Origin of the sequence: Streptomyces sp. NPDC088261, assembly GCF_044740805.1 — a bacterium.
In the GTDB taxonomy this organism is placed as follows: Bacteria; Actinomycetota; Actinomycetes; order Streptomycetales; family Streptomycetaceae; genus Streptomyces.
This window is the reverse complement of sequence record NZ_JBIURL010000001.1, coordinates 637,251-657,690: the sequence shown is the minus strand read 5'-3', so window position 1 is coordinate 657,690 and position 20,440 is coordinate 637,251. Positions and strand designations below refer to the sequence as shown.

Below are 20,440 nucleotides of genomic sequence, written 5' to 3'. Positions count from 1 at the left end.
CGGACGGTGAGGACCCCGGCCGGAGCCGGGGTCCCCCCCGCCCGCGCGTCAGGGGGTCAGTCGGCCAGGGGCAGGTACACCCGGTTGCCGGCTGCCGCGAACTCCTTCGACTTCTCCGCCATGCCCGCCTCGATCTCCTCGGACGCCAGGTCGCCGCCGTGCTGTCGCCTGATGTCCTGCGAGATCTTCATCGAGCAGAACTTCGGGCCGCACATCGAGCAGAAGTGCGCGGTCTTCGCCGGCTCGGCCGGCAGCGTCTCGTCGTGGAACGCGCGCGCCGTGTCCGGGTCGAGGGCCAGGTTGAACTGGTCCTCCCACCGGAACTCGAACCGGGCGTCCGACAGCGCGTCGTCCCACTCCTGCGCCCCCGCGTGCCCCTTGGCGAGGTCCGCCGCGTGCGCCGCGATCTTGTAGGTGATCACACCCGTCTTCACGTCGTCGCGGTCCGGCAGCCCCAGGTGCTCCTTGGGCGTGACGTAGCAGAGCATCGCCGTGCCCCACCAGGCGATCATCGCCGCGCCGATGCCCGAGGTGATGTGGTCGTACGCCGGCGCCACATCGGTCGTCAGCGGGCCGAGCGTGTAGAACGGCGCCTCCTCGCAGATCTCCTGCTGGAGGTCGATGTTCTCCTTGATCTTGTGCATCGGGACATGCCCGGGGCCCTCGATCATGGTCTGTACGTGATGCCGCTTGGCGATCGTGTTCAGCTGGCCCAGCGTCCGCAGCTCGGCGAACTGCGCCTCGTCGTTGGCGTCCGCGATGGACCCGGGCCGCAGGCCGTCACCGAGGGAGTACGTCACGTCGTACGCGGCGAGGATGTCGCAGAGCTCCTCGAAGTTCTCGTACAGGAACGACTCCTTGTGGTGCGCCAGGCACCACGCCGCCATGATCGAGCCGCCGCGCGAGACGATGCCGGTCTTGCGGCGGGCGGTCAGCGGCACGTACCGCAGCAGCACCCCCGCGTGGACCGTCATGTAGTCGACGCCCTGCTCGGCCTGCTCGATGACCGTGTCCTTGTAGATGTCCCAGGTCAGCTCCTCGGCCTTGCCGTCGACCTTCTCCAGCGCCTGGTAGAGCGGCACCGTGCCGATGGGGACGGGGGAGTTGCGCAGTACCCACTCGCGGGTGGTGTGGATGTTGCGGCCGGTCGAGAGGTCCATGACCGTGTCCGCGCCCCACTTCGTGGCCCACGTCATCTTGTCCACCTCCTCCTCGATGGAGGAGGTGACCGCGGAGTTGCCGATGTTGGCGTTGACCTTCACCAGGAACCGCTTGCCGATGATCATCGGCTCGATCTCCGGGTGGTTGACGTTCGCCGGCAGGACGGCCCGGCCCGCGGCGATCTCGTCACGGACGACCTCGGGTGCGACGTTCTCCCGGATCGCGACGTACTCCATCTCCGGGGTGATGTCGCCACGGCGCGCGTACGCGAGCTGCGTCACCGCCTGCCCGTCCCGGCCCCGCCGGGGCTGGCGCGGCCGGCCCGGGAACACCGCGTCGAGGTTCCGCAGCCCCCCGCGCGGCGAGGTGTGCTTGAGCCCGTCGTCCTCGGGGCGGACCGGACGGCCCGCGTACTCCTCGGTGTCACCGCGCCCGATGATCCAGTTCTCCCGCAGCGGCGCGAGTCCGCGGCGGACATCCGTCTCGATCGTGGGGTCGGTGTACGGCCCCGACGTGTCGTACAGCGTCACGTCCTTGCCGTTGGTGAGATGCACCTGACGAACGGGCACCAGGAGGTCGGGGCGCGAGCCCTGGACGTATCCCTTGTGCCAGCCGATGGACCTCTCGGTCCCGTTCTGATCCACGGCCCCGCCCGGATTCCCCGATTCGCCCGGGGAATCCGATTCCGAGGCAGGCGTGTGTGCGTCCTGAACGGTCATGAGACCTACTCCCTACGCCGGCATTACCCGGTAACAGGTTCGGCGGTCGGCGCAGCGGCGGGAATCCGGGGGGAAGGTCCCCGGGACTCCACGTCAACGCCCTCTCAGCCCGGTGCTCCGAGCTCCCGCGTGTGCAAAGGTGTCTCCACGCTAGCCCCACGACCGGCGTGCTGAACAGAGGGCCTCCCGCTTCTTGCGATGATCGGGGGGTGACCACACCCCAGCAGAGCCACGAAACGCACGGCCACACGCACAGCCACGGGCCTGCCGAGCCGGTCTCCCAGCACCTGCGCAAGGTCATCGCGGCGGTGCTGATCCCGTTCGCCGCGGCCGTGGTCGTGGGTCTGGTCGTCCTGTGGCCCGGCGGCGCGCCCGCCCACGAGCGCACGGGGGTCGGCTTCGACCGGCAGACCGAGCAGGGCCGGGTGGTGAAGCTCGTGGCGGTCGACTGCAAGGACGTGAACGCCTCGCAGGTCCCGTCGACCGGCGACACCTCGACCCCCGAGGGGCGGGAGGCGGCGCAGGCGGAGACCGGGCAGTGCAAGAAGGCCACCGTCGAGGTCACCAGCGGCAAGGAGAAGGGGCGCACCTTCATCGAGGTCGTCCAGCCGGACGCGCCGCGGCAGTTTCACGTGAAACAGGGCGTCGTCCTGGCGTACGCGCCCGACGCGCCGCACGATCTCCAGTACTCGGTCACCGATGTCGACCGCCACCTCCCCATGGCGCTGCTCGCCGGGATCTTCGCCCTCGCGGTGGTCGTGGTGGGGCGGCTGCGCGGGCTCATGGCGCTGATCGCCCTCGCGGTCTCCTTCGGGGTGCTGACGCTCTTCATCCTGCCCGCCGTGCTGCAAGGCTCGAACCCGCTGGTCGTCGCGGTGGTCGGGGCCAGCGCGATCATGCTCATCGCGCTCTACATGTGCCACGGCCTGACCGCGAGAACGTCGGTCGCGGTCATCGGCACGCTGGTCTCCCTGATGCTGATCGGACTGCTGGGCTCGATCTTCATCGGCTGGGCGAGCCTGACCGGCAACACCGACGACAGCACCGGCCTGATCCACGGGCTCTATCCGCACATCGACATGAGCGGTCTGCTGCTGGCCGGCGTGATCATCGGGTCGCTCGGTGTCCTCGACGACGTGACGGTGACCCAGACCTCGGCGGTCTGGGAACTGCACGCCGCGGACCCGTCGATGGGACCGCGCGCCCTCTACCGGGCGGGCATCCGCATCGGCCGCGACCACATCGCGTCCGTGGTCAACACGCTCGTCCTGGCGTACGCGGGCGCGGCGCTGCCGCTGCTGCTGCTCTTCTCCATCGCGCAGTCCGGCGTGGGCACGGTCGCCAACAGCGAGCTGGTGGCGGAGGAGATCGTACGGACCCTGGTCGGGTCGATCGGCCTGGTCGCGTCCGTGCCGGTGACCACCGCCCTGGCGGCGCTGGTGGTCTCCGCGGACCGGTCGGGGGCCGCGGGACGGGAGACGGCGCCCACGGTGCCGGGACAGGGCACGGCGGTGCGCCCGCACGGAAGCAGGGGCCGCCGCCGCAGGAAGTGACGGCGCCGGCCTGGGTGAGGAGATGCCGGCGTGAGGGGGTGACCGCGTCAGCCCGCGGCAGTCCGCCTCAGCCCGCGTTCTCCTCCGCCAGGATGCGGCCCAGCGCCTCCTCCAGGTTGCCCTCGAAGTCGCCGAGCGTGCGCTCCTGGCCCAGCGGGACCAGCCGGTCCGTACGGTCCAGGAAGGCCACGACCGGCGCGGCGCTCACCCGGAACAGCGCGTGGTCCTCACCGACCTGGAGCCGGATGTGGACGTCCGACAGATCCTCGGGCTCGGTCGGCGAGATGTGCACGTCACCGTCACCACTGGGCGTGTTGATGCCGTCCAGCAGCAGCTCACGGCCGAAGGTCCAGGTCACGGGCGCGTCGCCGGGCAGATGGAAGGTCATCCGCACCGCGTACGGATCCCCCATCTCGTAGTGCAGTTCCACCGGGATACGGAACGAGAGCTCCTCTGAAACGAGGAAACTCATCAGAACCTCGGCCTGGACCGACTCGCGCATCATGTACTCCGGAGTAGATGAAGCTGTGGCTGGGAATGATCCCTGACCCTCTCGACGCCATCGTCCTGTAAGGGCCCGCAGATCACAAGGAGTAATTTTTCAGATACTGATAGACAAGTCGACCGAGGTCAGCAGAAATCCGATCTCTCTCCGTAACCGCTCAGCAGCGGGAAGTAGCTCATCCTCCCGATGGCAAGGTACGGAAATGGCCAACGCGGCGGCCGTCGTCCCCAGGGCGACGGGCACAGCGGCGCAGACCGTGCCGAGCGCGTACTCCTGACGTTCCACCACCGGCTCCGTACGCCCCGGCGATCCCAGGCGCTCCAGGCGCTCCAGCAGGGCGATCCGGTCCCGTACGGAATGGGGCGTGAGGGGGCTCACCGGATGGCGGTCGAGGTGATCGTCGCGCGACGCGCCGTCGAGCTGGCTCAGCAGGCACAGGCCGATCGCGTGGGCGTGGCCCGTCTCGCGGAAGTCGGCCCACTCGTCGACGGCCGGCCGCTCCGGACTGTCGGCCACGGACACGAGGTCGATCTCACCCTCGTGGTAGACCGCGAAGTACACGGGCACACCGATCGTGTCCCGCCAGCTGCCGATCGCGTCCGCGATCTTGCCGCGACGATTCTGCACTCCCTCGCCACGCACCAGCCGCTGCGCGGCGTCACCGAGGACGAACACCCCGCTCTCCCGCCGGAGATAACCCTCGTGCGTGAGCGTGCGCAGCAGGTGGTACGCGGTGGGCAGCGGAAGTCCGGCCTCGCGGGCCAGCTGTTTGGCGGGCGCGCCGCCGAGGTGGGAGGCCGCCGCCTCCAGCAGTCGCAGCGCCCGCCGGACCGACCCGATGAGGGTGGGCGCCGGGGTACGTGGAGCTGTGGCAGCTGTGGCCATGAGGTCACCCCCGAGGGAATCCTGAGGCCCCGCCCGGAAGGATCGTATGAACCGCAGGCCAGGACGATCTCCCACGGTGCATTCCGAGGGCGCGGCAGAGGGTTGTCACTCTAGGGGCAGGCCACGCCCAGGGGTGGTTTCCCGTTCACCTTTCCCCCGCGCGGGCTAACGCCCGTACGGACCACCGACCCGGGTCCTACCAGCCGTCGCGCGACGACGACGAGGACGACATGAACTTGCGTACGACATAGACCAGACCGCCGACGATCGCGACGAAGAGCAGCAGCTTGAACAGCAGCGAGATCAGAATGCCGACCACCGTGGCGATCAGCCCGCCGAACACGACGATGGCGATCACGGGCACCGCGATCCACTTGACCCACCACGGCATCCCCGTGAATATCTCCCGCACGGCCATCGCCCTACCTCGCTTCGCCCAGTACCTCGCACATCGACACCTGACGCATCGACCCGACATCCCCGATGCTAGATCGGCGACGGCCCCGGCGGAGGCTCGCGGCCCCCCGCTCTCCCCTGATCCGACCCTGAGACCCGCCCTGAGCCCGCCCTGGGGGTCCAGCGCCCCGGGGAGCGGTCACACCAGGCAGCACGAAGCAGCATGAGAGCAGCCCGAGCCCGAGGCAGCCCGCCCCGGGACTCCGGAAGACGGCCCGGTCAGCCCTCCGGCGGCGAGAAGACCACCATCACCCGCAGATCCTCCGTGATGTGGTGGAACTTGTGCGCCACCCCCGCGGGCACGTACACCACACTGCCCCGGCCGACCTGCGTCGTCTCCATCCCCACCGTGATCGACGCCCGGCCGCTCACGACGAAGTACACCTCGTCCTGACTGTGCGGCCGCTGCGGGTCGGTCTCACCGGCGTCCAGCGCGTACAACCCCACGGACATGTTGCGTTCCCGCACGAACTGCAGATACGCCCCGTCGTTGGCGGCGCGCTCCGCCTCCAGCTCATCAAGTCGAAATGCCTTCATGTCACGATCACACCATGAAGAATTTCGTAGTCAAGACGATCGCCAACGCCGGGGCGCTGGCGGTCGCCATCTGGCTGGTCCACGACATCACCCTGACCGGGGACAGCACCGCCTCGAAGACCTTGTCCCTGGTGCTCGTGGCCCTTCTCTTCGGCCTGGTCAACGTGATCGTCAAGCCGATGGTGAAGCTGCTCACACTGCCGCTGTTCATCCTCACCCTCGGGCTCATAACGCTGATCGTCAACGCCCTCATGCTGCTCCTGACGTCCTGGCTCGCCGACAAGCTGACCCTGGACTTCCACGTGGACGGCTTCTGGACGGCGGTGCTCGGCGGGCTGATCATCTCCGTCGTGTCGTGGGCGCTCAACGTCGCGCTCCCCGACGACGAGGACTGACCCCCGATGCCGTCCCCCTACCGCGTGTGCTTCGTCCGCACCGGGAACATCTGCCGCTCACCCGTCGCCGCGTCCGTCTTCCGCGCCCGCCTGGCCGAAGCGGGACTGGACACCCTCGTCGAGGTGGACAGCGCCGGCACCGGCGGCGGGCAGGAAGGCGACGGCGATCTCGACGTGGCCGACCCCTACGACGGGGATCTGGCAGGCTTCGAGGAATGTCTGGAGAGCGTGGAGGCCGCGAGCGAGGGCCTGCTCAGCACCGTACGCACAGCAGTGGAGGAGGCGGCATGACCGGCAAGGACAGCACCACGGGGGACAGAACGACCCACGGCGGCGGCGCGGCGGAGGAAGACGCGCGCACCGGCGGAGAGCGCACACGCACCGTCGGGGAGGGCACGCGCACCGTCGGCGAGGACATACGGACCGTCGGTGACGGCACCCGCGCCGTACGGGCCGGGCTGCCCGAGCCCGTCAAGTACGAACCGACCCTCCCGGGACCGGTCTTCGCCGCCCACTTCCACCTCCCCGGCGAACCGACCGGGCCCTACACCTACGGCCGCGACGAGAACCCCACCTGGACCCACCTCGAACGCGCCATCAGCGAACTCGAAGCCCCCGGCCAGGCCGTCGAGACCCTCGTCCTCGCCTCCGGCATGGCCGCGATCTCCTCGGTGATCTTCTCCCAGCTGCGGGCCGGCGACGCCGTCGTCCTGCCCGACGACGGCTACCAGGCGCTGCCGCTGCTGCGCGAACGCCTGGAGGCGTACGGCATCGAGGTACGGACCGCCCCCACCGGCGGCGACGCCCAGCTCGCCGTCCTCGCCGGCGCGCGCCTCCTGTGGATCGAGACCCCCTCCAACCCCGGCCTCGACGTCTGCGACATCCGCCGCCTCGTCAAGGAGGCCCACGCCGCGGGCGCCCTCGTCGCCGTCGACAACACCCTCGCCACCCCGCTCGGCCAGCGCCCCCTCGAACTGGGCGCCGACTTCTCCGTCGCCAGCGACACCAAGGGCATGACCGGCCACGGCGACATCCTGCTCGGCCACGTGACCACCGCGAACCCCGAACTCGCGGCGGGCGTACGGCGCTGGCGCAAGGTCGTCGGAGCCATCCCCGGCCCCATGGAGGCCTGGCTCGCCCACCGCTCGCTCGCCACCCTCCAGCTCCGCGTCGACCGGCAGTGCGCCACCGCCCTCACCCTCGCCGAGACCCTGAGCAGCCGCGACGATGTCACCGGGCTGCGCTACCCGGGCCTGCCCGGCGACCCCTCGCACGCCGTCGCCTCCGGCCAGATGCGGCGGTACGGTTCCGTCGTCTCGTTCGTCCTGCCCGACCGGGACCACGCCGAGCGCTTCCTCGGCGCACTGCGGCTCGTCGACGACGCGACCAGCTTCGGCGGCGTACGGTCCACCGCGGAGCGGCGCGGACGCTGGGGCGGCGACGCCGTACCGGAAGGCTTCGTCCGCTTCTCCGTCGGCGCCGAGGACCCCGAGGACCTCGTCGCGGACGTCCTGCGCGCCCTGGACGAAGCGGGCCGCCCCGTCACCCCGTAACCCCGCCCGCCCCCCACGTCGGACGGTCCGAGCCTCCCCCCTCATGGCTCGGACCGTCCCGGGTTCCACGCGCGGAGAACCACCCGCACAAGGCTAGTTGACTCTGCGTCAGTGTCCAATCACAGTAGCGACAGCCGCCTATCGACATATTTATAGTGGGACCGCTTCACGGAGACAGGACCAGGGCGAACGGGGCCGGGACGGGAGTACAGGACATGGACCTGGCCCTGCTGCGCACCTTCGTCACCGTCCACCGCGCCGGCTCCTTCACCCGCGCCGCCGCCCTCCTCGGACTCTCCCAGCCCGCCGTCACCGGACAGATAAGAACCCTCGAACGCCAGCTGGGCCGCCCCCTCTTCCTGCGCCAGGCCCGCGGCGTCACCCCCACCACCATCGGCGACGAACTCGCCCACCGGGCCGCACCCCACCTCGACGCCCTCATCGAGATCGCCGAGACCGGACTCGCCGAGGAATCCGGCGTCCGGACACTCCACCTCGCCGGACCCCCCGAATTCACCGCCCGGCGCGCCCTCCCCGCCCTCACCCCGCTCATCGCCCAGGGACTCTCCCTGCGCACCTCGTTCTTCGCGAACGCCGAGGAAAACCTCGAAGGACTCGCCGCCGGACATCATGATCTGGCCATCACCACCGCCCGCCCGCGCGGCGGACTCCTCACCGCGACTCCGCTCTGCGACGAGGAACACGTCCTCGTCGCAGCCCCCCGCTGGGCCGCCCGCCTCGGCCACTCCGTCCTGCGCGAAGGCCACGTCGTCCTCGAACAGCTCCCCGTCGTCGAGGTCCACGAATCCCTGCCGCTCGTCTCCCGCTACTGGACGGCCGTCTTCGACTCCCGGCCCGCCGCCGCCGCGGCCGTCATCGCCCCCGACCTGCGCGCCGTCCTCGAATGCGCCGCCGCGGGCGCCGGACTGGCCGTCCTGCCCCGCTACCTCTGCCAGAACGCCCTCGAACGCGGCGAAGTCGTCGCCCTGCTCGACCCGCCCGTACCCCCGCTGCGCACCTACTTCCTGGCCGTACGCACCGGCACCCTCACCCTGCCCCGGGTCGCACGGGCCCACGAGTGGCTGCTGCGCGCCGCGGTCGACTGGTGACCCGCGGGGCGCCGGAGCGTTTCGGAACCGGAATCACGGGCGAACCTCTTCCCATGACCCAACGGCCCGTGGTCAAGCGCACCTCACGCGCCATCCTGCTCGACGGCGACGACCTCATCCTCATCAAACGCACCAAGCCGGGGATGGACCCCTACTGGATCACCCCGGGCGGAGGCGTCGAAACGACCGACACCACCGTCGTCGAGGCCCTCCACCGCGAGGTGGACGAAGAACTCGGCGCCAAGATCATCGACATCGTGCCCTGCTTCGTCGACACCGTGGAACACATCGCCGACGGCGGGATCACCGGCGTCAAGGTGCAGCACTTCTTCGTCTGCCGCCTGGAGTCGATGGACCCCACCCGCCGGCACGGACCCGAGATCGACGAACCGTGCGGGGAGTACGAGATCGTCCGGGTGCCGTTCAGCCGCGTCGGCATCGCCGCCGTCCACCTCGTACCGCTGTCGCTGCGGCACTACCTGGACGGCAACATCGAGGGCGTGCGCGCGATGCACGCCCCCGACCTCGGCTGAGACCCACGGCACTCCGGCACCCCGGGGGCCCTCAGGTGGCGGCCGCCACCAGCTCCTCCAGCGAGTCGTGACGGATCCGCTCGGAGGGGATGCCGGCCCCCCGCAGCGCGTCCACACCGCTGCGGATCATCCCGGGCGGCCCCGACAGATACCCGTCGTACTCGTGCCACGGCCCCGAGTCCCGTACCGCCTCGGGAAGCCGGCCCGTCAGCCCCAGACTCGGCCCCTCGGAGACCACCGGGCGCACCGACAGCCACGGATGCACCTGCTGGAGCCGCAGCATCGTGTCGATGTCGTACAGGTCCTGGTCGTGGCGCGCGCCGTAGAACACCTCGACCGGGCGCCGGTGCCCCCGCTCGGCCACATCCTCGACCAGCGCCTTGATCGGCGCTATCCCGGTCCCGCCGCCCAGGCAGAGCAGACCGTTGTCCGTGCTGTGGTCGACCGTCATCGACCCGGCCGGGGGCCCCAGCCGCAGGACATCACCGGGAGTCGCCCGGTGCACCAGCGCGTTGGAGACCCAGCCGGCCGGCACCGCCTTCACGTGGAAGGCCAGCAGACCGTCCGGGCGCGGCGCGGAGGCGAACGAGTAGTGCCGCCACACGCGCGGCCACCACGGGGTCTCCAGGCTCGTGTACTGCCCGGCCAGGAACGGATACGGCTGGTCGGGCCGGACCGTGACCACGGCGATGTCGGAGGTCCGCAGCTCGTGCGAGACGACCTCGGCCTGCCACCAGGCCGGCGCGTGCTGCTCGTTCTCCGCCGCCGCGTCGATCATGATCTGCGAGATCGTCGTGTACGTCCTGACCCAGGCGCCCTCGGTCTCCTCGTCCCACGTGTTCGTGGCGTACCGCGTCAGCGCGCCGATCAGCGCCTCGCCGACCGCCGGATAGTGCGTGGCCCGCGTGCCGTACTTGCGGTGACCGCGGCCCAGCTGGCGCAGGTAGTCGGTGAGAACGGCCGGCGAGTCCATGTGCTCGGCCGCCGTCAGCAGCGCCTTGAGGAGACGGTCGCGCTGGGCGTCCATGGCGACCGGGAACAGGCTGCGCAGGTCGGGGTGGCGGACGAACAGCAGCGCGTAGAAGTACGAGGTCACCTGATCGGCGACCGGGCCGATCTCGCCCAGGGTCCGGCGGATGAGGATCGCGTCGGGCGACGCGTTCGGGTCCTCCACGGGGGCGGCGGAGGCGGGAGCGGGGGTGGGGGACGCGGGCGGCGGAACCGCGGCGGGCGGCTGGGCGCCGGGCGCCCCGGCGGCCGCCGGAGGGGCGGCGGCGGGGGACGGTTCGGCGGGAGGCAGCTCGGCGGACGGCGGCTCCGCGCCGGGGGCGGAGGCGGAAGGGGCGGACGGCGGGCCGGGGTTCGGGGTCGCCGCGGTGGGGGTGGAGGGCTCGGGCCGCGGGGCGGCCGGAGGGGGCGGGGCCGGGGCCGGTTGGGCGGCGGGTACGGGGACCTCGGGAGGCAGCGCCCCCGAGGTGGACACCGGGGCCGACGGCAGGGGCTGCTCCTGGGACTCGGCGCGCCCGTGCTGCGGCAGATCGGGTTCCACGGGAAGCGGCCGCCCACGCCCGCGCCGCGCACCGTCCGGCCGCGTGAGACCCGGCTGGGCGCCGTCAGACCGCGTGAGACCCCGCTGCGCGCCGTCCGGCCGCGCCAGGTCCGGCAGTTCGGCGGAGGGGCGCTCCGGCGGCGCGGCGGCGCTCGGTGCGGCCTGCCGTACCGGCACCTCCGCGGGGAGGGGAACCTCGTCCGGCAGCGCGGCCGACGGCAGGACCGGCCGGGGCGGCACCGGCGGCGCTACGGAATCGGCCCCGGCCGGTGCGGGATCCGCCGGTATGAACCCGGGCGGCAGAGACCCGGACGGAAGAGACCCGAGCGGTACGGGCCAGGCAGACGCGGACTCCCCGGGAACCGGCCCCGGCTGCGGCCCGGCAGCCCGTACCGCCGCGACCACGGCCTCCCCCGAAGCCGCCCCCGCCGCCCCCGTACCGCTCCGCAAGCCCTTGTTGCGCGGCCGGAAGGCATCGGGAACCCCGCCCGCCGACGCACCGGAAGCCCCCGGCGCCGCAGATCCCTGCCCCGCCGGGCCGTCACGCCGGTCACGCCGGGACGACCCCGCACGACCAGCCCCCGACCCCACGAGGCGGATGGCCGCCAAGGAACGGCCCGCACCGGGTATTCGGTCCCGGCTCGCGGGATCCGCGGCGCCATCCGTCTCCGCGTCCGGTGCGCCCTCACTGGTGGGCGCCCGCCGGGGAGCGAACCAACCGCTCCCTCCGCCGTCTCCGGAAGGGCCCTTGTCGGCCGACGTAGTGGTCGGAGCGTCCATCGTGTGCCTCGCCTCGAACATCTTTCGGTCGGTCTGCGCACTTCCGCTGCCCCGGAATGCGCGAGCAATTCCCCGCATGACTCAGACTGTTGGCAGCCCACGTTAGCCCCAGGCCCACCCCCCACCGAGGCAAGAGGCGAAGGAATGTGACATTGCCCGCAGTCCCCGTCGCCGCAGCATGGCAGTCCGCGTCACCACCCGGGACAAAGAGCGCGAAGTCCAGGCACCCACACCGGCTTTCCCGTTATGCTGCCTCGCTCCCGCGCCCATTCACCGCCGTCCGGCCGCGGACTTCGCGACGCCAGGGGTCAGCGTATTACCGTCCCGCACGCACCAGTTCATACGCCTCACGCAGGTCGCCCCCCGTGTACGTGTGCGTCGCCAGCCCCGTCACGTGGTGATCCGCGTTCACGGCCACCGCCAACGGCACCGCCGCGAAGATCTCCGCATCCGACATGGAATCACCGTAGGCAACACAGTCGTCCAGTCCCACCCCGAACTCTGCACACAGCCGGTCCGCGATCTTCACCTTCGCGGCCGGGTCGAGAATCCCCGCCCGATCGACCGGCTCCGTAAAAGGCGGCACCGGCCACCGCGAACCATGAGCCGCGTGCGCACCCCACGCCAGCAGCCTCTCCACAAAAAAGTCGGGCGACAGGGAGATAACAGCGCAGTAATCCCCCTCTTTCCGGATGTCCGCCCACACCTCACGAATACCACCCAACCAGGGCGCACCCCGGAAAGCCGCATCCACCTGAGCCACCGTGAGCGCCCCCCACAACGCCCGGGCCCGCACCGCGAACTCGTCCGGCGCCAGCCCCCGGGTCAGGAACTCGTCCTCCAGCGCGGCGATCTCCGCGCCCAGCCCCAACTGCCGGGAGATCTCCACGGCCGCGGCCGAGCCCCGGATCAGAGTCCCGTCGAGATCGAACAAATGCAGTCTGCGTGCGGTCGCCATGTACGCCGACGTTAGTACGGGCGGATACTCCCCCCGTCAGACGCCCAACGCCCCGGCGCCCGGCACCGTGTTTCACGTGAAACCACTAGAGCGCCCCACCCGCCGCGCCCTCCTCGTCGCCCACGTCGCCACCTCCGTCAGCTGGCTCGGCCTCGCCCTCGGACTGCTCACCCTCGGCATCACCGCCTCCACCACCGGCGACCCCGACACCACACAGGCCGCCTACCGGGCCATGAAGATCCTCACCGACCGGCTGATCATCCCGATCGCCCTCGCCGCCCTGCTCACCGGCGTGATCCTCTCCCTCGGCACCCCCTGGGGCCTGGCCAGACACCGATGGATATGGATCAAGTTCTGGCTCACCCTCGCCACCCTCGCCGCCACCACCCTCGCGCTGCGCCCCACCATCAACGCCGCCGTGAGCGCCGGAGTCCCCGACCCCGGCCTGGTCGCCGCCCCCTCCGTCGCCAGCTCCGCGTACTTCTTCATGACGGTCCTCTCCGTCCTCAAGCCCTGGGGACTCACCCGGCGCGGCCGACGCCTGCGCACCGTGCGGAACCTGGCGAGTTCACACAAAGCGGTGGACGGACGATCACCCGCTCCGACACGCTGACTCCCATGCCGACACCGCACTCCGCCCTGCCGATCCGTCGCCTGACCCTGGCCGACCTCACCGCCTGCGCCGACCTCGCCGAGGAACGCGGCTGGGCACGCGAGGAACACAAATGGGGCCTGCTCCTGGCAGCCGGCACCGGCTACGGAATCGACGCACCGGAAGGCGACGGCCTCGCCGCGATGTGCGTCACCACCTCGTACGGCCCCGCACTCACCACCTTCGGCATGATGATCGTCGCCGGACGCTTCGGCCGCCAGGGCCTCGGCCGCCGGCTCCTGACCCACGCCATGCACGAGGCCGGAGACCTCCCCTTCGCCCTCTACGCCACAGCCCAGGGCCGGCCCCTCTACGAACAGCTCGGCTTCCACGCGGTCGGCGACACCCACACCGTCAGCGGCCCCTACCGCTCCCCGGAACCCCCCACCGCGACCCGCGCGGCCGCCACCACCCGGCCCGCGACCGCCGACGACCTGTCCGCCCTCGTACGACTCGACAACGAAGTCTTCGGCATCGACCGCACCCACCTCCTCGCGCGGCTCCCCTCCTTCACCGACCGGCTCAGGGTCGCCGAGCACGGCACCACCCTCACCGGATACGCCGGAATCTGGCCCTCCACCTCCTGCGACGTCGTCGCCCCGCTGATCGCCCAGGACACCGACACGGCCTACGCCCTGATCCACGCCCTGGCCGCCGAAACCGACCGGCCCCTCCGCCTGGACATCGACGCACGCCACACGGACCTGCTGGACCGGCTCAAGCACAGCGGCCTCGACCTCATCTCCACCACCACGACCATGACCCGCGGCATCCCCGACCTGCCCGGCGACTGGACCCGCCGCTTCGCCCCCCTCAACCTGGCCATGGGCTGACCGCCGACCCCACCCGAGGGCCTCAGCGCCCGCGAGGGCCCGCCCATCACCCCGGCGTAGGCTGCGGATCATGAGCGATCTGGAGATACGACCGGCCGGCCCCGACGACCTCCCCGCCATCGTGGCCCTGCTCGCCGACGACCCCCTGGGCGCCCAGCGCGAATCCCCCGACGACCTCACCCCGTACACCGCCGCCCTCGACCGGCTGACCCGGGACCCCCACCAGCACGCCGTCGTCGCCGTACGCGACGGCCGCGTCGTCGGAACCCTCCAGCTCACGATCATCCCCGGCCTCTCCCGGCGCGGCGCCACCCGCTCGATCATCGAAGCGGTCCGCGTCCACGCCGACGAACGCGGCACCGGCCTCGGCACCCGGTTCATCGAGTGGGCGATCGAGGAATCCCGCCGCCAGGGCTGCCACCTGATCCAGCTGACCTCCGACACCACCCGCACCGACGCCCACCGCTTCTACGAACGCCTCGGCTTCACCGCCTCCCATGTCGGATTCAAGCTGAGTATCTGAAAACCGCACCCTTTTCCGATTCGTCTCGTTGCCCCCGGCAAGGGGGGCGGTCATGTGTACGGAACACGTCCCCCGACTCGAACGGGCCGGCCGGCCCAGGAGGAGACGGAACCCCACATGCTCGACGAAATAGCTCTGACCGAATCAAAGACCCTGCGCGCGAGCGTCGCGGAACGCGACGAAGTCCTCGACAAGGTCAAACAACTGGCCCTCTCCCCGGACGGCCTCCACGCCACGACGAAGGACGTCGCCTCGTACTTCGAGGTCGGCGAGACCGTCGTCCGCGCGCTCATCCATGATCACCGGGACGAACTCGAAGCCAACGGATACCGCGCTCTGAGCGGCGAGGAACTGCGTTGCTTCAAGCAACTCTGTGGGATCACGTCCCGCAGCCGCTCCCTCGGAGTCTTCTCCCGGCGGGCCGTTCTGAACACCGCGATGCTTCTCTGCGAGAGCGTTGTCGCACGTCAGGTGCGTACGTACCTCCTCGACACCGAGGGGAGCGCCCGCCGCGAGCCTGTGGACAACCTTTTCCACAGGCTGACGGAGTGGGTGGACGAGCGCATCTCCGAGGCCCTCGTCCGCCATCTCGCTACGCGTTTCGACACGGACGTGACCCGTATCGCGGAGGACGCGGTCCGCGCCACCATCGGCCGGACGGTCGTCCCGCTCCTCAACGTCGCCGTCCAGAACGACAGCGAACAGCGAGGCCGCATCGAGGCGCTCGACCACGAAGTCACCCGGCTCAAGCGCGTCCTGCGGGAGCGCGAGGCCGCCGGTTCGATGGGCGCGCTCGACGCCATGAACCCCCGCCAATTCGAACAGCACATCGCCTGGCTGTGCCGGCGCGACGGCTGCGACCGGGTCACGGTGACCGGCGGCCACGGCGACACAGGCGCCGACATCGTGGCCTACACCCCCGACGGTCGCCGCATCGTCGTGCAGTGCAAGTCCCGTACGCCGGCGGCGACCATCACGAGCGGCGATGTCCAGCAGTTCATCGGCATGGCCAAGCTGGAGTACAAGGCCGACATCGCGCTTCTGGTCGCCACCTGCCCGTTCACCCGCGACGCACTGCTCCTGGCGACGCGGCACGACGTGACGGCGGTCCACCGCGGCCTACTGGAGGCCTGGAACAGCGGAGCGACCCTCCAGGTGCTCCAGAAGAGGTAACGAGCCTGTCCGACGGCGTGCGCCACGGCACGAGACCGGGCCCGAAGTCGCAAGAAGCAGAAGCGGCTTCGGGCCCGTCGGGCACGGTACGGATCAGATGGGCGGCATGTCCCGTTTCACGTGAAACATCCGCCCGGCCCGCCCTACGGCCTGAGGCCGTGCCAGCCCTCCGCGTCCACACCGCCCGGCACGTCCCCCTCAGGGTCGTACGGCTCACGGGTGAAGACGAACGAGCCGAGGTCGAGGTGGCGCACCGACCCGTCGGGCCGCCGCACCACCCGCAGCGTCTCCCCCGCGTAGTACCCGTCGAGCCCCGTCCAACCGCCGTCCGGCCGGGCCTCGAAGCGGGAGCCGCGGCCGGGCCCGCGCAGCGGATACAGCTCCACCCCGCCGTCCGCCACGAGTTTCAGCGCCACCGCCTGCGTGCCCCAGTACCAGGGCCCGGTCAGTTCCAGCAGCGCCGGGTCGACCTCCGGCAGCGGCCTCCAGGGCTCCGGGATCCGGGGCTCGGCATCCGCCACGATCGCGATGAGGTCGGTCGCGAGCGGGCCGATCAGCGGCCCTCCGGTGGCATTGGCGAGCGCGACCGCGGCCACCCCGTCCGCCACGCTCACCCACAGACCCGCCAGAAAGCCCGGCAGCGAACCACCGTGCCCCACCAGGGCCCGGCCGTCCCTGCGGATGAGTTGCACCCCCAGGCCGTAGTTGCCCGCCCCCTCCTCCGGCTCCGGGGTGGACGGCGTCGCCATCTCCCGCACCGAAGCGGCGGACAGCACCCGGTCGTCGCCCTCGGCGAGGAACACCGCGAACCGGCACAGGTCGGCCGCGGTCGACCAGAGCTGACCCGCCGGCGCCATCAGACCGAGGTCCACGGCCGGCTCGGGAAGCAACACATCGGCCCAGGGATGCACGGCCCAGGCACCGGCGTGCGGGGCGACCGGCTGGGCGGTCGTACGGTCCAGGGACAGCGGCTCCAGGACCTCACGCCGCAGCACCTCCTCCCAGGGCGCGCCCCGCAACGCCTCGACGAGCGAACCGAGCAGCGTGTAGCCGGGGTTGGAGTAATGGTGGCGCCGGCCCGGGGTGTGCCGTACCGGCTCCTCACCGAGCACGTCGGCGAGCGTCGGACGGAGGGTGCCCGGCGTCCGCTCCCACCAGGGACCCGGCGCCTCGGCGGCAAGCCCGGCGCCGTGCCCGAGGAGCTGGAAGATGGTGGAGTCGCCCACGCCCGTACCCGGAAGGTGCTTCTCCAGCGGGTCGCCGAGGTCGAGCAGCCCCTCGTCCCGCAGCCGCATCACCAGAACGGCGGTGAACGTCTTGGTGATCGACCCGATCCGGTACTGCGTGTCCGCGTCCGGCGCGTGGCCGTCCACACAGCTGCGGGACCCCGTCCACACCAGCCGCCCGTCCCGCACGACGGCCCCGACGACCGACGGCGCCCGCCCCTCGGCCTGGGCGACGGCGAGACGGCGGAGCAGGGCACGCCGCGTGGCGGGCAGCAGGTCCTCGGGCGACTGAGGTGCGGCAGGAGAGGTCATGGACCACATCTACCGGTGCCGGCCGGTCCAGTCGACCTCTTTCCCCCGCGTCCCGGGAGATGTGATCACGTGTACGAGGTGATGAGCCGCGCGCCAGAACTGACCCCACGCGGCCTCGCCGGACACCTCAACCACCGGGCACCGCGGGGAAAACGGCTGGACACCCCCCACCACGACGAAGAGAGTGACGCCCATGACCTCACTCGTACGCCACGTCACCGTCGACTGCGCCAACCCCCATGCCCTCGCCACCTTCTGGGCCCAGATCCTCGGCGCCGTCCTCAGCGAGGACGACAAACCCGGGGATCCCGAAGCCCTCCTCTTCACCGACGGCGCCGGACTGCTCTTCGTCCAGGTCCCCGACACCAAGACCACCAAGAACCGCGTCCACCTGGACATCGAGCCCCAGGACCGCACCCGCGACGAGGAAGTCGACCGCCTCCTCGCCCTCGGCGCCACCCTCTCCGCCGACCACCGCCGCCCCGACGGCACAGGCTGGGTGACCCTCGCCGACATCGAGGGCAACGAATTCTGCATCGAACGCAGCGCCACCGAACGCGCCCAGGGCTAGCGGGTGTCTTGCCGATCAGGCCGGGCTCGCGTTAGCGGCCTACCGGCGGGCCAGGCCGGCGAACGCACCCCCGAGCTCCGCCGGACCGACCACCGCGATGTCGGCCTCGAACCCGCCGAACGATGAGTTTTACGCGCCGCGCCGGTCTGGACGCGTGAGACCGACTCACGGAAGGCTGGCGCCATGCGGAAATTGATCTACGGCATGAACCTGTCCCTGGACGGCTACATCGCCGCGCCCGGCGACGACATCGCCTGGGGCGTACCCAGCGACGAGCTGTTCCAGTTCTGGTCCGACCAGTTGCGGGCGACCGAGCTGTCGCTGTACGGGCGCAAGCTGTGGCAGGCGATGAGCTCCCACTGGCCGACCGGCGACCAGCGGCCCGACGCCACCCCGGCCGAGATCAAGTTCGCGCGCCGCTGGCGGGACATGCCGAAGGCGGTGTTCTCCTCGACCATCGACACGGTCGACTGGAACACCCGCCTGGTCACCGGTGACGCGGTCGCCGAGATCACCCGGCTCAAGGCCGAGGACGGCGGCCCCATGGACATCGGCGGCGCGACGCTGGCCGCAGCGGCCATGCGGGCCGGGCTGATCGACGAGTACGTACTGGCCACCGCCCCGGTCCTGGTGGGCGGCGGCACACCGTTCTTCACCGCGCTGGACAACTGGGTGAACCTGAACCTGATCGAGACACGAACGCTTCCCGGCGGCGTGATCCTGACCCGGTACGAGACGAGGCGCTGAGAATCCGGCGGCAGTCGACGCACTGCCGCACCAGCACCAGCCAGTCCCTCCCGCACAGTCCGAGACCCCCGGCCACCCCCACTCAGGTCTGCGCCATATCCACAAAACGCGAGTAGTGGCCCTGGAACGCCACCGTGATGGTCGCCGTCGGGCCGTTACGGTGCTTCGCCACGATCAGGTCCGCCTCGCCCGCGCGCGGCGACTCCTTCTCGTACGCGTCCTCCCGGTGCAACAGGATGACCATGTCCGCGTCCTGCTCGATCGACCCCGACTCACGCAGGTCCGACACCATCGGCTTCTTGTCCGTACGCTGCTCAGGACCACGGTTCAGCTGCGACAACGCGATCACCGGCACCGCCAGCTCCTTCGCCAGCAGCTTGAGGTTTCGCGACATGTCGGAGACCTCCTGCTGACGGCTCTCCGCACGCTTCGAACCGCCCGACTGCATCAGCTGCAAGTAGTCGATGACCACCAGCCGCAAGTCGTTGCGCTGCTTCAGACGACGGCACTTCGCCCGGATCTCCATCATCGACAGGTTCGGCGAATCATCGATGTACAGCGGCGCCTGCGACACATCCGGCATCCGTCGCGCCAACCGCGTCCAGTCCTCGTCCGTCATCGTCCCCGACCGCATGTGGTGCAACGCCACCCGCGCCTCCGCCGACAACAGACGCATCGCGATCTCGTTGCGCCCCATCTCCAGCGAGAAGATCACGCTCGGCAGATTGTTCTTGATCGACGCCGCCCGCGCGAAGTCCAGCGCCAGCGTCGACTTGCCCATCGCGGGACGCGCCGCGATGACGATCATCTGACCGGGATGCAGACCGTTCGTCAGCGAATCGAAGTCCGTGAACCCCGTCGGCACCCCCGTCATCTCACCGCTGCGCGAACCGATCGCCTCGATCTCGTCCAGCGCGCCTTCCATGATGTCGCCGAGCGGCAGATAGTCCTCACTGGTCCGCTGCTCGGTGACCGCGTAGATCTCCGCCTGGGCGGAGTTCACGATCTCGTCGACGTCCCCGTCCGCCGCGTATCCCATCTGCGTGATCTTCGTGCCCGCCTCTACGAGCCGCCGCAGCACCGCCCGTTCGTGGACGATCTCCGCGTAGTACGAGGCGTTCGCCGCGCTCGGCACCGACTGGACCAGCGTGTGCAGATACGACGCCCCGCCGACCCGCGTGATCTCCCCCCGCTTGGTCAGCTCCGCCGCGACCGTGATCGGGTCGGCCGGCTCCCCCTTCGCGTACAGGTCGAGAATCGCCTGAAAGACCGTCTCGTGCGCCGGACGGTAGAAATCGTGCCCCTTGATGATCTCCACGACGTCCGCGATCGCGTCCTTGGACAGCAACATGCCGCCCAGGACCGACTGCTCGGCGTCCAGGTCCTGCGGAGGCACCCGCTCGAACCCGGTCGATCCGCCGTCCCACGCGCTGTCGTCACGACCGCGCTCGTGCTGCTCCTCACGGCCCCGGCCCTCGCTGCGGCGCTGCCGGGAGACAGGCAGACGGTCGCTGGGACCGGTGTCGGTCCAGGGGTCGTCCAACGGCTCGGGAATGGTCACCGGCCACCTCCTCACGTCCGCCCAGCGGACCTCGCCGTGCCACTCTTTCTACGGCACGACACTGACAAAACGAGAGGCCTGACTCCGGTTCCGGCGCGTCGGACGCCGGTCCACGGTAGGCCCGTCCGCGACGTCAGCCAATCTTGTTA

At 70.7% G+C, this 20,440-nt stretch carries 21 protein-coding genes and 1 riboswitch; of the genes, 12 read left to right on the top strand and 9 right to left on the bottom strand.

Features of this window, described 5'->3' with window-relative positions; translation table 11 throughout:
* Positions 1–56: 56 nt before the first annotated feature.
* Positions 57–1,880, bottom strand: coding sequence for a phosphomethylpyrimidine synthase ThiC (thiC, locus tag ACIODU_RS02855; RefSeq protein ID WP_401763126.1), 1,824 nt, complete (start codon positions 1,878–1,880; stop codon positions 57–59).
* A riboswitch (TPP riboswitch) is annotated at positions 1,873–2,019 on the bottom strand. Its footprint overlaps the gene before it by 8 nt.
* A 70-nt stretch (positions 2,020–2,089) precedes the next feature.
* Here thiC and ACIODU_RS02850 point away from each other — a divergent pair.
* Complete coding sequence (locus ACIODU_RS02850; protein ID WP_356418068.1) at positions 2,090–3,433, top strand: YibE/F family protein; 1,344 nt, start codon at positions 2,090–2,092, stop codon at positions 3,431–3,433.
* A 67-nt stretch (positions 3,434–3,500) separates the two neighbouring features.
* Here the strand turns inward: ACIODU_RS02850 and ACIODU_RS02845 are convergent, their stop codons facing one another.
* The 4 genes from ACIODU_RS02845 to ACIODU_RS02830 all read right to left on the bottom strand — a co-directional run bounded on the left by ACIODU_RS02845 (position 3,501) and on the right by ACIODU_RS02830 (position 5,816).
* A complete protein-coding gene (locus ACIODU_RS02845; protein WP_161312540.1) occupies positions 3,501–3,935 on the bottom strand; it encodes an SsgA family sporulation/cell division regulator in 435 nt (144 codons plus the stop codon).
* A gap of 99 nt (positions 3,936–4,034) precedes the next feature.
* On the bottom strand, positions 4,035–4,823 hold the full coding sequence (locus ACIODU_RS02840; protein WP_401763124.1) for an IclR family transcriptional regulator: 789 nt from the start codon (positions 4,821–4,823) through the stop codon (positions 4,035–4,037).
* Between the two features lie 196 nt (positions 4,824–5,019).
* The gene (locus ACIODU_RS02835; RefSeq protein WP_356418072.1) at positions 5,020–5,235 is read right to left on the bottom strand and encodes a DUF5326 family protein; all 216 of its coding nucleotides are present in this window, start codon (positions 5,233–5,235) and stop codon (positions 5,020–5,022) included.
* 263 nt (positions 5,236–5,498) lie between these two features.
* A complete protein-coding gene (locus ACIODU_RS02830; RefSeq protein ID WP_161312527.1) occupies positions 5,499–5,816 on the bottom strand; it encodes a cupin domain-containing protein in 318 nt (105 codons plus the stop codon).
* Between the two features lie 14 nt (positions 5,817–5,830).
* On the opposite strand from ACIODU_RS02830, the gene ACIODU_RS02825 reads away from it, so the two are divergent.
* The 5 genes from ACIODU_RS02825 (at position 5,831) to ACIODU_RS02805 (ending at position 9,406) form a co-directional block, all read left to right on the top strand.
* Positions 5,831–6,211 (top strand): phage holin family protein, encoded by a 381-nt coding sequence (locus ACIODU_RS02825; protein ID WP_401763120.1) that lies wholly within the window; start codon positions 5,831–5,833, stop codon positions 6,209–6,211.
* 6 nt (positions 6,212–6,217) lie between these two features.
* Entirely contained in the window at positions 6,218–6,502 is a 285-nt protein-coding gene (locus ACIODU_RS02820; protein WP_401763117.1) for a hypothetical protein, read from the top strand.
* Positions 6,503–6,627: 125 nt separating this feature from the next.
* Positions 6,628–7,764, top strand: a complete 1,137-nt coding sequence (locus ACIODU_RS02815; protein ID WP_401763513.1) for a cystathionine gamma-lyase — start codon at positions 6,628–6,630, stop codon at positions 7,762–7,764.
* A 215-nt stretch (positions 7,765–7,979) separates the two neighbouring features.
* Entirely contained in the window at positions 7,980–8,873 is an 894-nt protein-coding gene (locus ACIODU_RS02810; protein WP_401763114.1) for a LysR family transcriptional regulator, read from the top strand.
* 53 nt (positions 8,874–8,926) lie between these two features.
* On the top strand, positions 8,927–9,406 hold the full coding sequence (locus ACIODU_RS02805; RefSeq protein ID WP_161312523.1) for an NUDIX domain-containing protein: 480 nt from the start codon (positions 8,927–8,929) through the stop codon (positions 9,404–9,406).
* A 31-nt stretch (positions 9,407–9,437) separates the two neighbouring features.
* On the opposite strand, the gene ACIODU_RS02800 is transcribed toward ACIODU_RS02805, so the two are convergent.
* Entirely contained in the window at positions 9,438–11,195 is a 1,758-nt protein-coding gene (locus tag ACIODU_RS02800; protein WP_401763111.1) for a globin domain-containing protein, read from the bottom strand.
* Between the two features lie 856 nt (positions 11,196–12,051).
* The gene (locus tag ACIODU_RS02795; RefSeq protein WP_401763108.1) at positions 12,052–12,693 is read right to left on the bottom strand and encodes an HAD family hydrolase; all 642 of its coding nucleotides are present in this window, start codon (positions 12,691–12,693) and stop codon (positions 12,052–12,054) included.
* 76 nt (positions 12,694–12,769) lie between these two features.
* Here ACIODU_RS02795 and ACIODU_RS02790 point away from each other — a divergent pair, with 76 nt between their 5' ends.
* The 4 genes from ACIODU_RS02790 to ACIODU_RS02775 all read left to right on the top strand — a co-directional run bounded on the left by ACIODU_RS02790 (position 12,770) and on the right by ACIODU_RS02775 (position 15,874).
* Positions 12,770–13,306, top strand: coding sequence for a DUF2269 family protein (locus ACIODU_RS02790; RefSeq protein ID WP_401763105.1), 537 nt, complete (start codon positions 12,770–12,772; stop codon positions 13,304–13,306).
* 5 nt (positions 13,307–13,311) lie between these two features.
* Positions 13,312–14,178, top strand: a complete 867-nt coding sequence (locus tag ACIODU_RS02785) for a GNAT family N-acetyltransferase (RefSeq protein ID WP_401763102.1) — start codon at positions 13,312–13,314, stop codon at positions 14,176–14,178.
* Between the two features lie 70 nt (positions 14,179–14,248).
* Positions 14,249–14,701 (top strand): GNAT family N-acetyltransferase, encoded by a 453-nt coding sequence (locus ACIODU_RS02780; RefSeq protein ID WP_401763099.1) that lies wholly within the window; start codon positions 14,249–14,251, stop codon positions 14,699–14,701.
* Positions 14,702–14,818: 117 nt separating this feature from the next.
* Complete coding sequence (locus ACIODU_RS02775) at positions 14,819–15,874, top strand: restriction endonuclease (RefSeq protein WP_401763097.1); 1,056 nt, start codon at positions 14,819–14,821, stop codon at positions 15,872–15,874.
* A gap of 143 nt (positions 15,875–16,017) precedes the next feature.
* Here ACIODU_RS02775 and ACIODU_RS02770 read toward each other — a convergent pair whose 3' ends face one another.
* Positions 16,018–17,412 (bottom strand): serine hydrolase domain-containing protein, encoded by a 1,395-nt coding sequence (locus ACIODU_RS02770; protein WP_401763094.1) that lies wholly within the window; start codon positions 17,410–17,412, stop codon positions 16,018–16,020.
* Between the two features lie 193 nt (positions 17,413–17,605).
* On the opposite strand from ACIODU_RS02770, the gene ACIODU_RS02765 reads away from it, so the two are divergent.
* Positions 17,606–17,983 (top strand): VOC family protein, encoded by a 378-nt coding sequence (locus tag ACIODU_RS02765; RefSeq protein WP_401763091.1) that lies wholly within the window; start codon positions 17,606–17,608, stop codon positions 17,981–17,983.
* Positions 17,984–18,166: 183 nt separating this feature from the next.
* A complete protein-coding gene (locus ACIODU_RS02760; RefSeq protein WP_401763089.1) occupies positions 18,167–18,730 on the top strand; it encodes a dihydrofolate reductase family protein in 564 nt (187 codons plus the stop codon).
* 82 nt (positions 18,731–18,812) lie between these two features.
* Here the strand turns inward: ACIODU_RS02760 and dnaB are convergent, their stop codons facing one another.
* A complete protein-coding gene (dnaB, locus tag ACIODU_RS02755) occupies positions 18,813–20,291 on the bottom strand; it encodes a replicative DNA helicase (protein ID WP_327235625.1) in 1,479 nt (492 codons plus the stop codon).
* Positions 20,292–20,440 lie beyond the last annotated feature (149 nt).

Excerpts from the sequence above, each read along its gene's own strand:
- ACIODU_RS02785 (WP_401763102.1), top strand. The coding sequence starts at position 13,312 with ATGCCGACACCGCACTCCGCCCTGCCGATCCGTCGCCTGACCCTGGCC.
- ACIODU_RS02820 (WP_401763117.1), top strand. The coding sequence starts at position 6,218 with ATGCCGTCCCCCTACCGCGTGTGCTTCGTCCGCACCGGGAACATCTGC.
- ACIODU_RS02805 (WP_161312523.1), top strand. The coding sequence starts at position 8,927 with ATGACCCAACGGCCCGTGGTCAAGCGCACCTCACGCGCCATCCTGCTC.
- ACIODU_RS02770 (WP_401763094.1), bottom strand. The coding sequence starts at position 17,412 with ATGACCTCTCCTGCCGCACCTCAGTCGCCCGAGGACCTGCTGCCCGCC.
- ACIODU_RS02760 (WP_401763089.1), top strand. The coding sequence starts at position 18,167 with ATGCGGAAATTGATCTACGGCATGAACCTGTCCCTGGACGGCTACATC.
- ACIODU_RS02775 (WP_401763097.1), top strand. The coding sequence starts at position 14,819 with ATGCTCGACGAAATAGCTCTGACCGAATCAAAGACCCTGCGCGCGAGC.
- ACIODU_RS02830 (WP_161312527.1), bottom strand. The coding sequence starts at position 5,816 with ATGAAGGCATTTCGACTTGATGAGCTGGAGGCGGAGCGCGCCGCCAAC.
- ACIODU_RS02765 (WP_401763091.1), top strand. The coding sequence starts at position 17,606 with ATGACCTCACTCGTACGCCACGTCACCGTCGACTGCGCCAACCCCCAT.
- ACIODU_RS02810 (WP_401763114.1), top strand. The coding sequence starts at position 7,980 with ATGGACCTGGCCCTGCTGCGCACCTTCGTCACCGTCCACCGCGCCGGC.
- ACIODU_RS02845 (WP_161312540.1), bottom strand. The coding sequence starts at position 3,935 with ATGCGCGAGTCGGTCCAGGCCGAGGTTCTGATGAGTTTCCTCGTTTCA.
- thiC (WP_401763126.1), bottom strand. The coding sequence starts at position 1,880 with ATGACCGTTCAGGACGCACACACGCCTGCCTCGGAATCGGATTCCCCG.
- ACIODU_RS02825 (WP_401763120.1), top strand. The coding sequence starts at position 5,831 with ATGAAGAATTTCGTAGTCAAGACGATCGCCAACGCCGGGGCGCTGGCG.
- ACIODU_RS02840 (WP_401763124.1), bottom strand. The coding sequence starts at position 4,823 with ATGGCCACAGCTGCCACAGCTCCACGTACCCCGGCGCCCACCCTCATC.
- ACIODU_RS02780 (WP_401763099.1), top strand. The coding sequence starts at position 14,249 with ATGAGCGATCTGGAGATACGACCGGCCGGCCCCGACGACCTCCCCGCC.
- ACIODU_RS02795 (WP_401763108.1), bottom strand. The coding sequence starts at position 12,693 with ATGGCGACCGCACGCAGACTGCATTTGTTCGATCTCGACGGGACTCTG.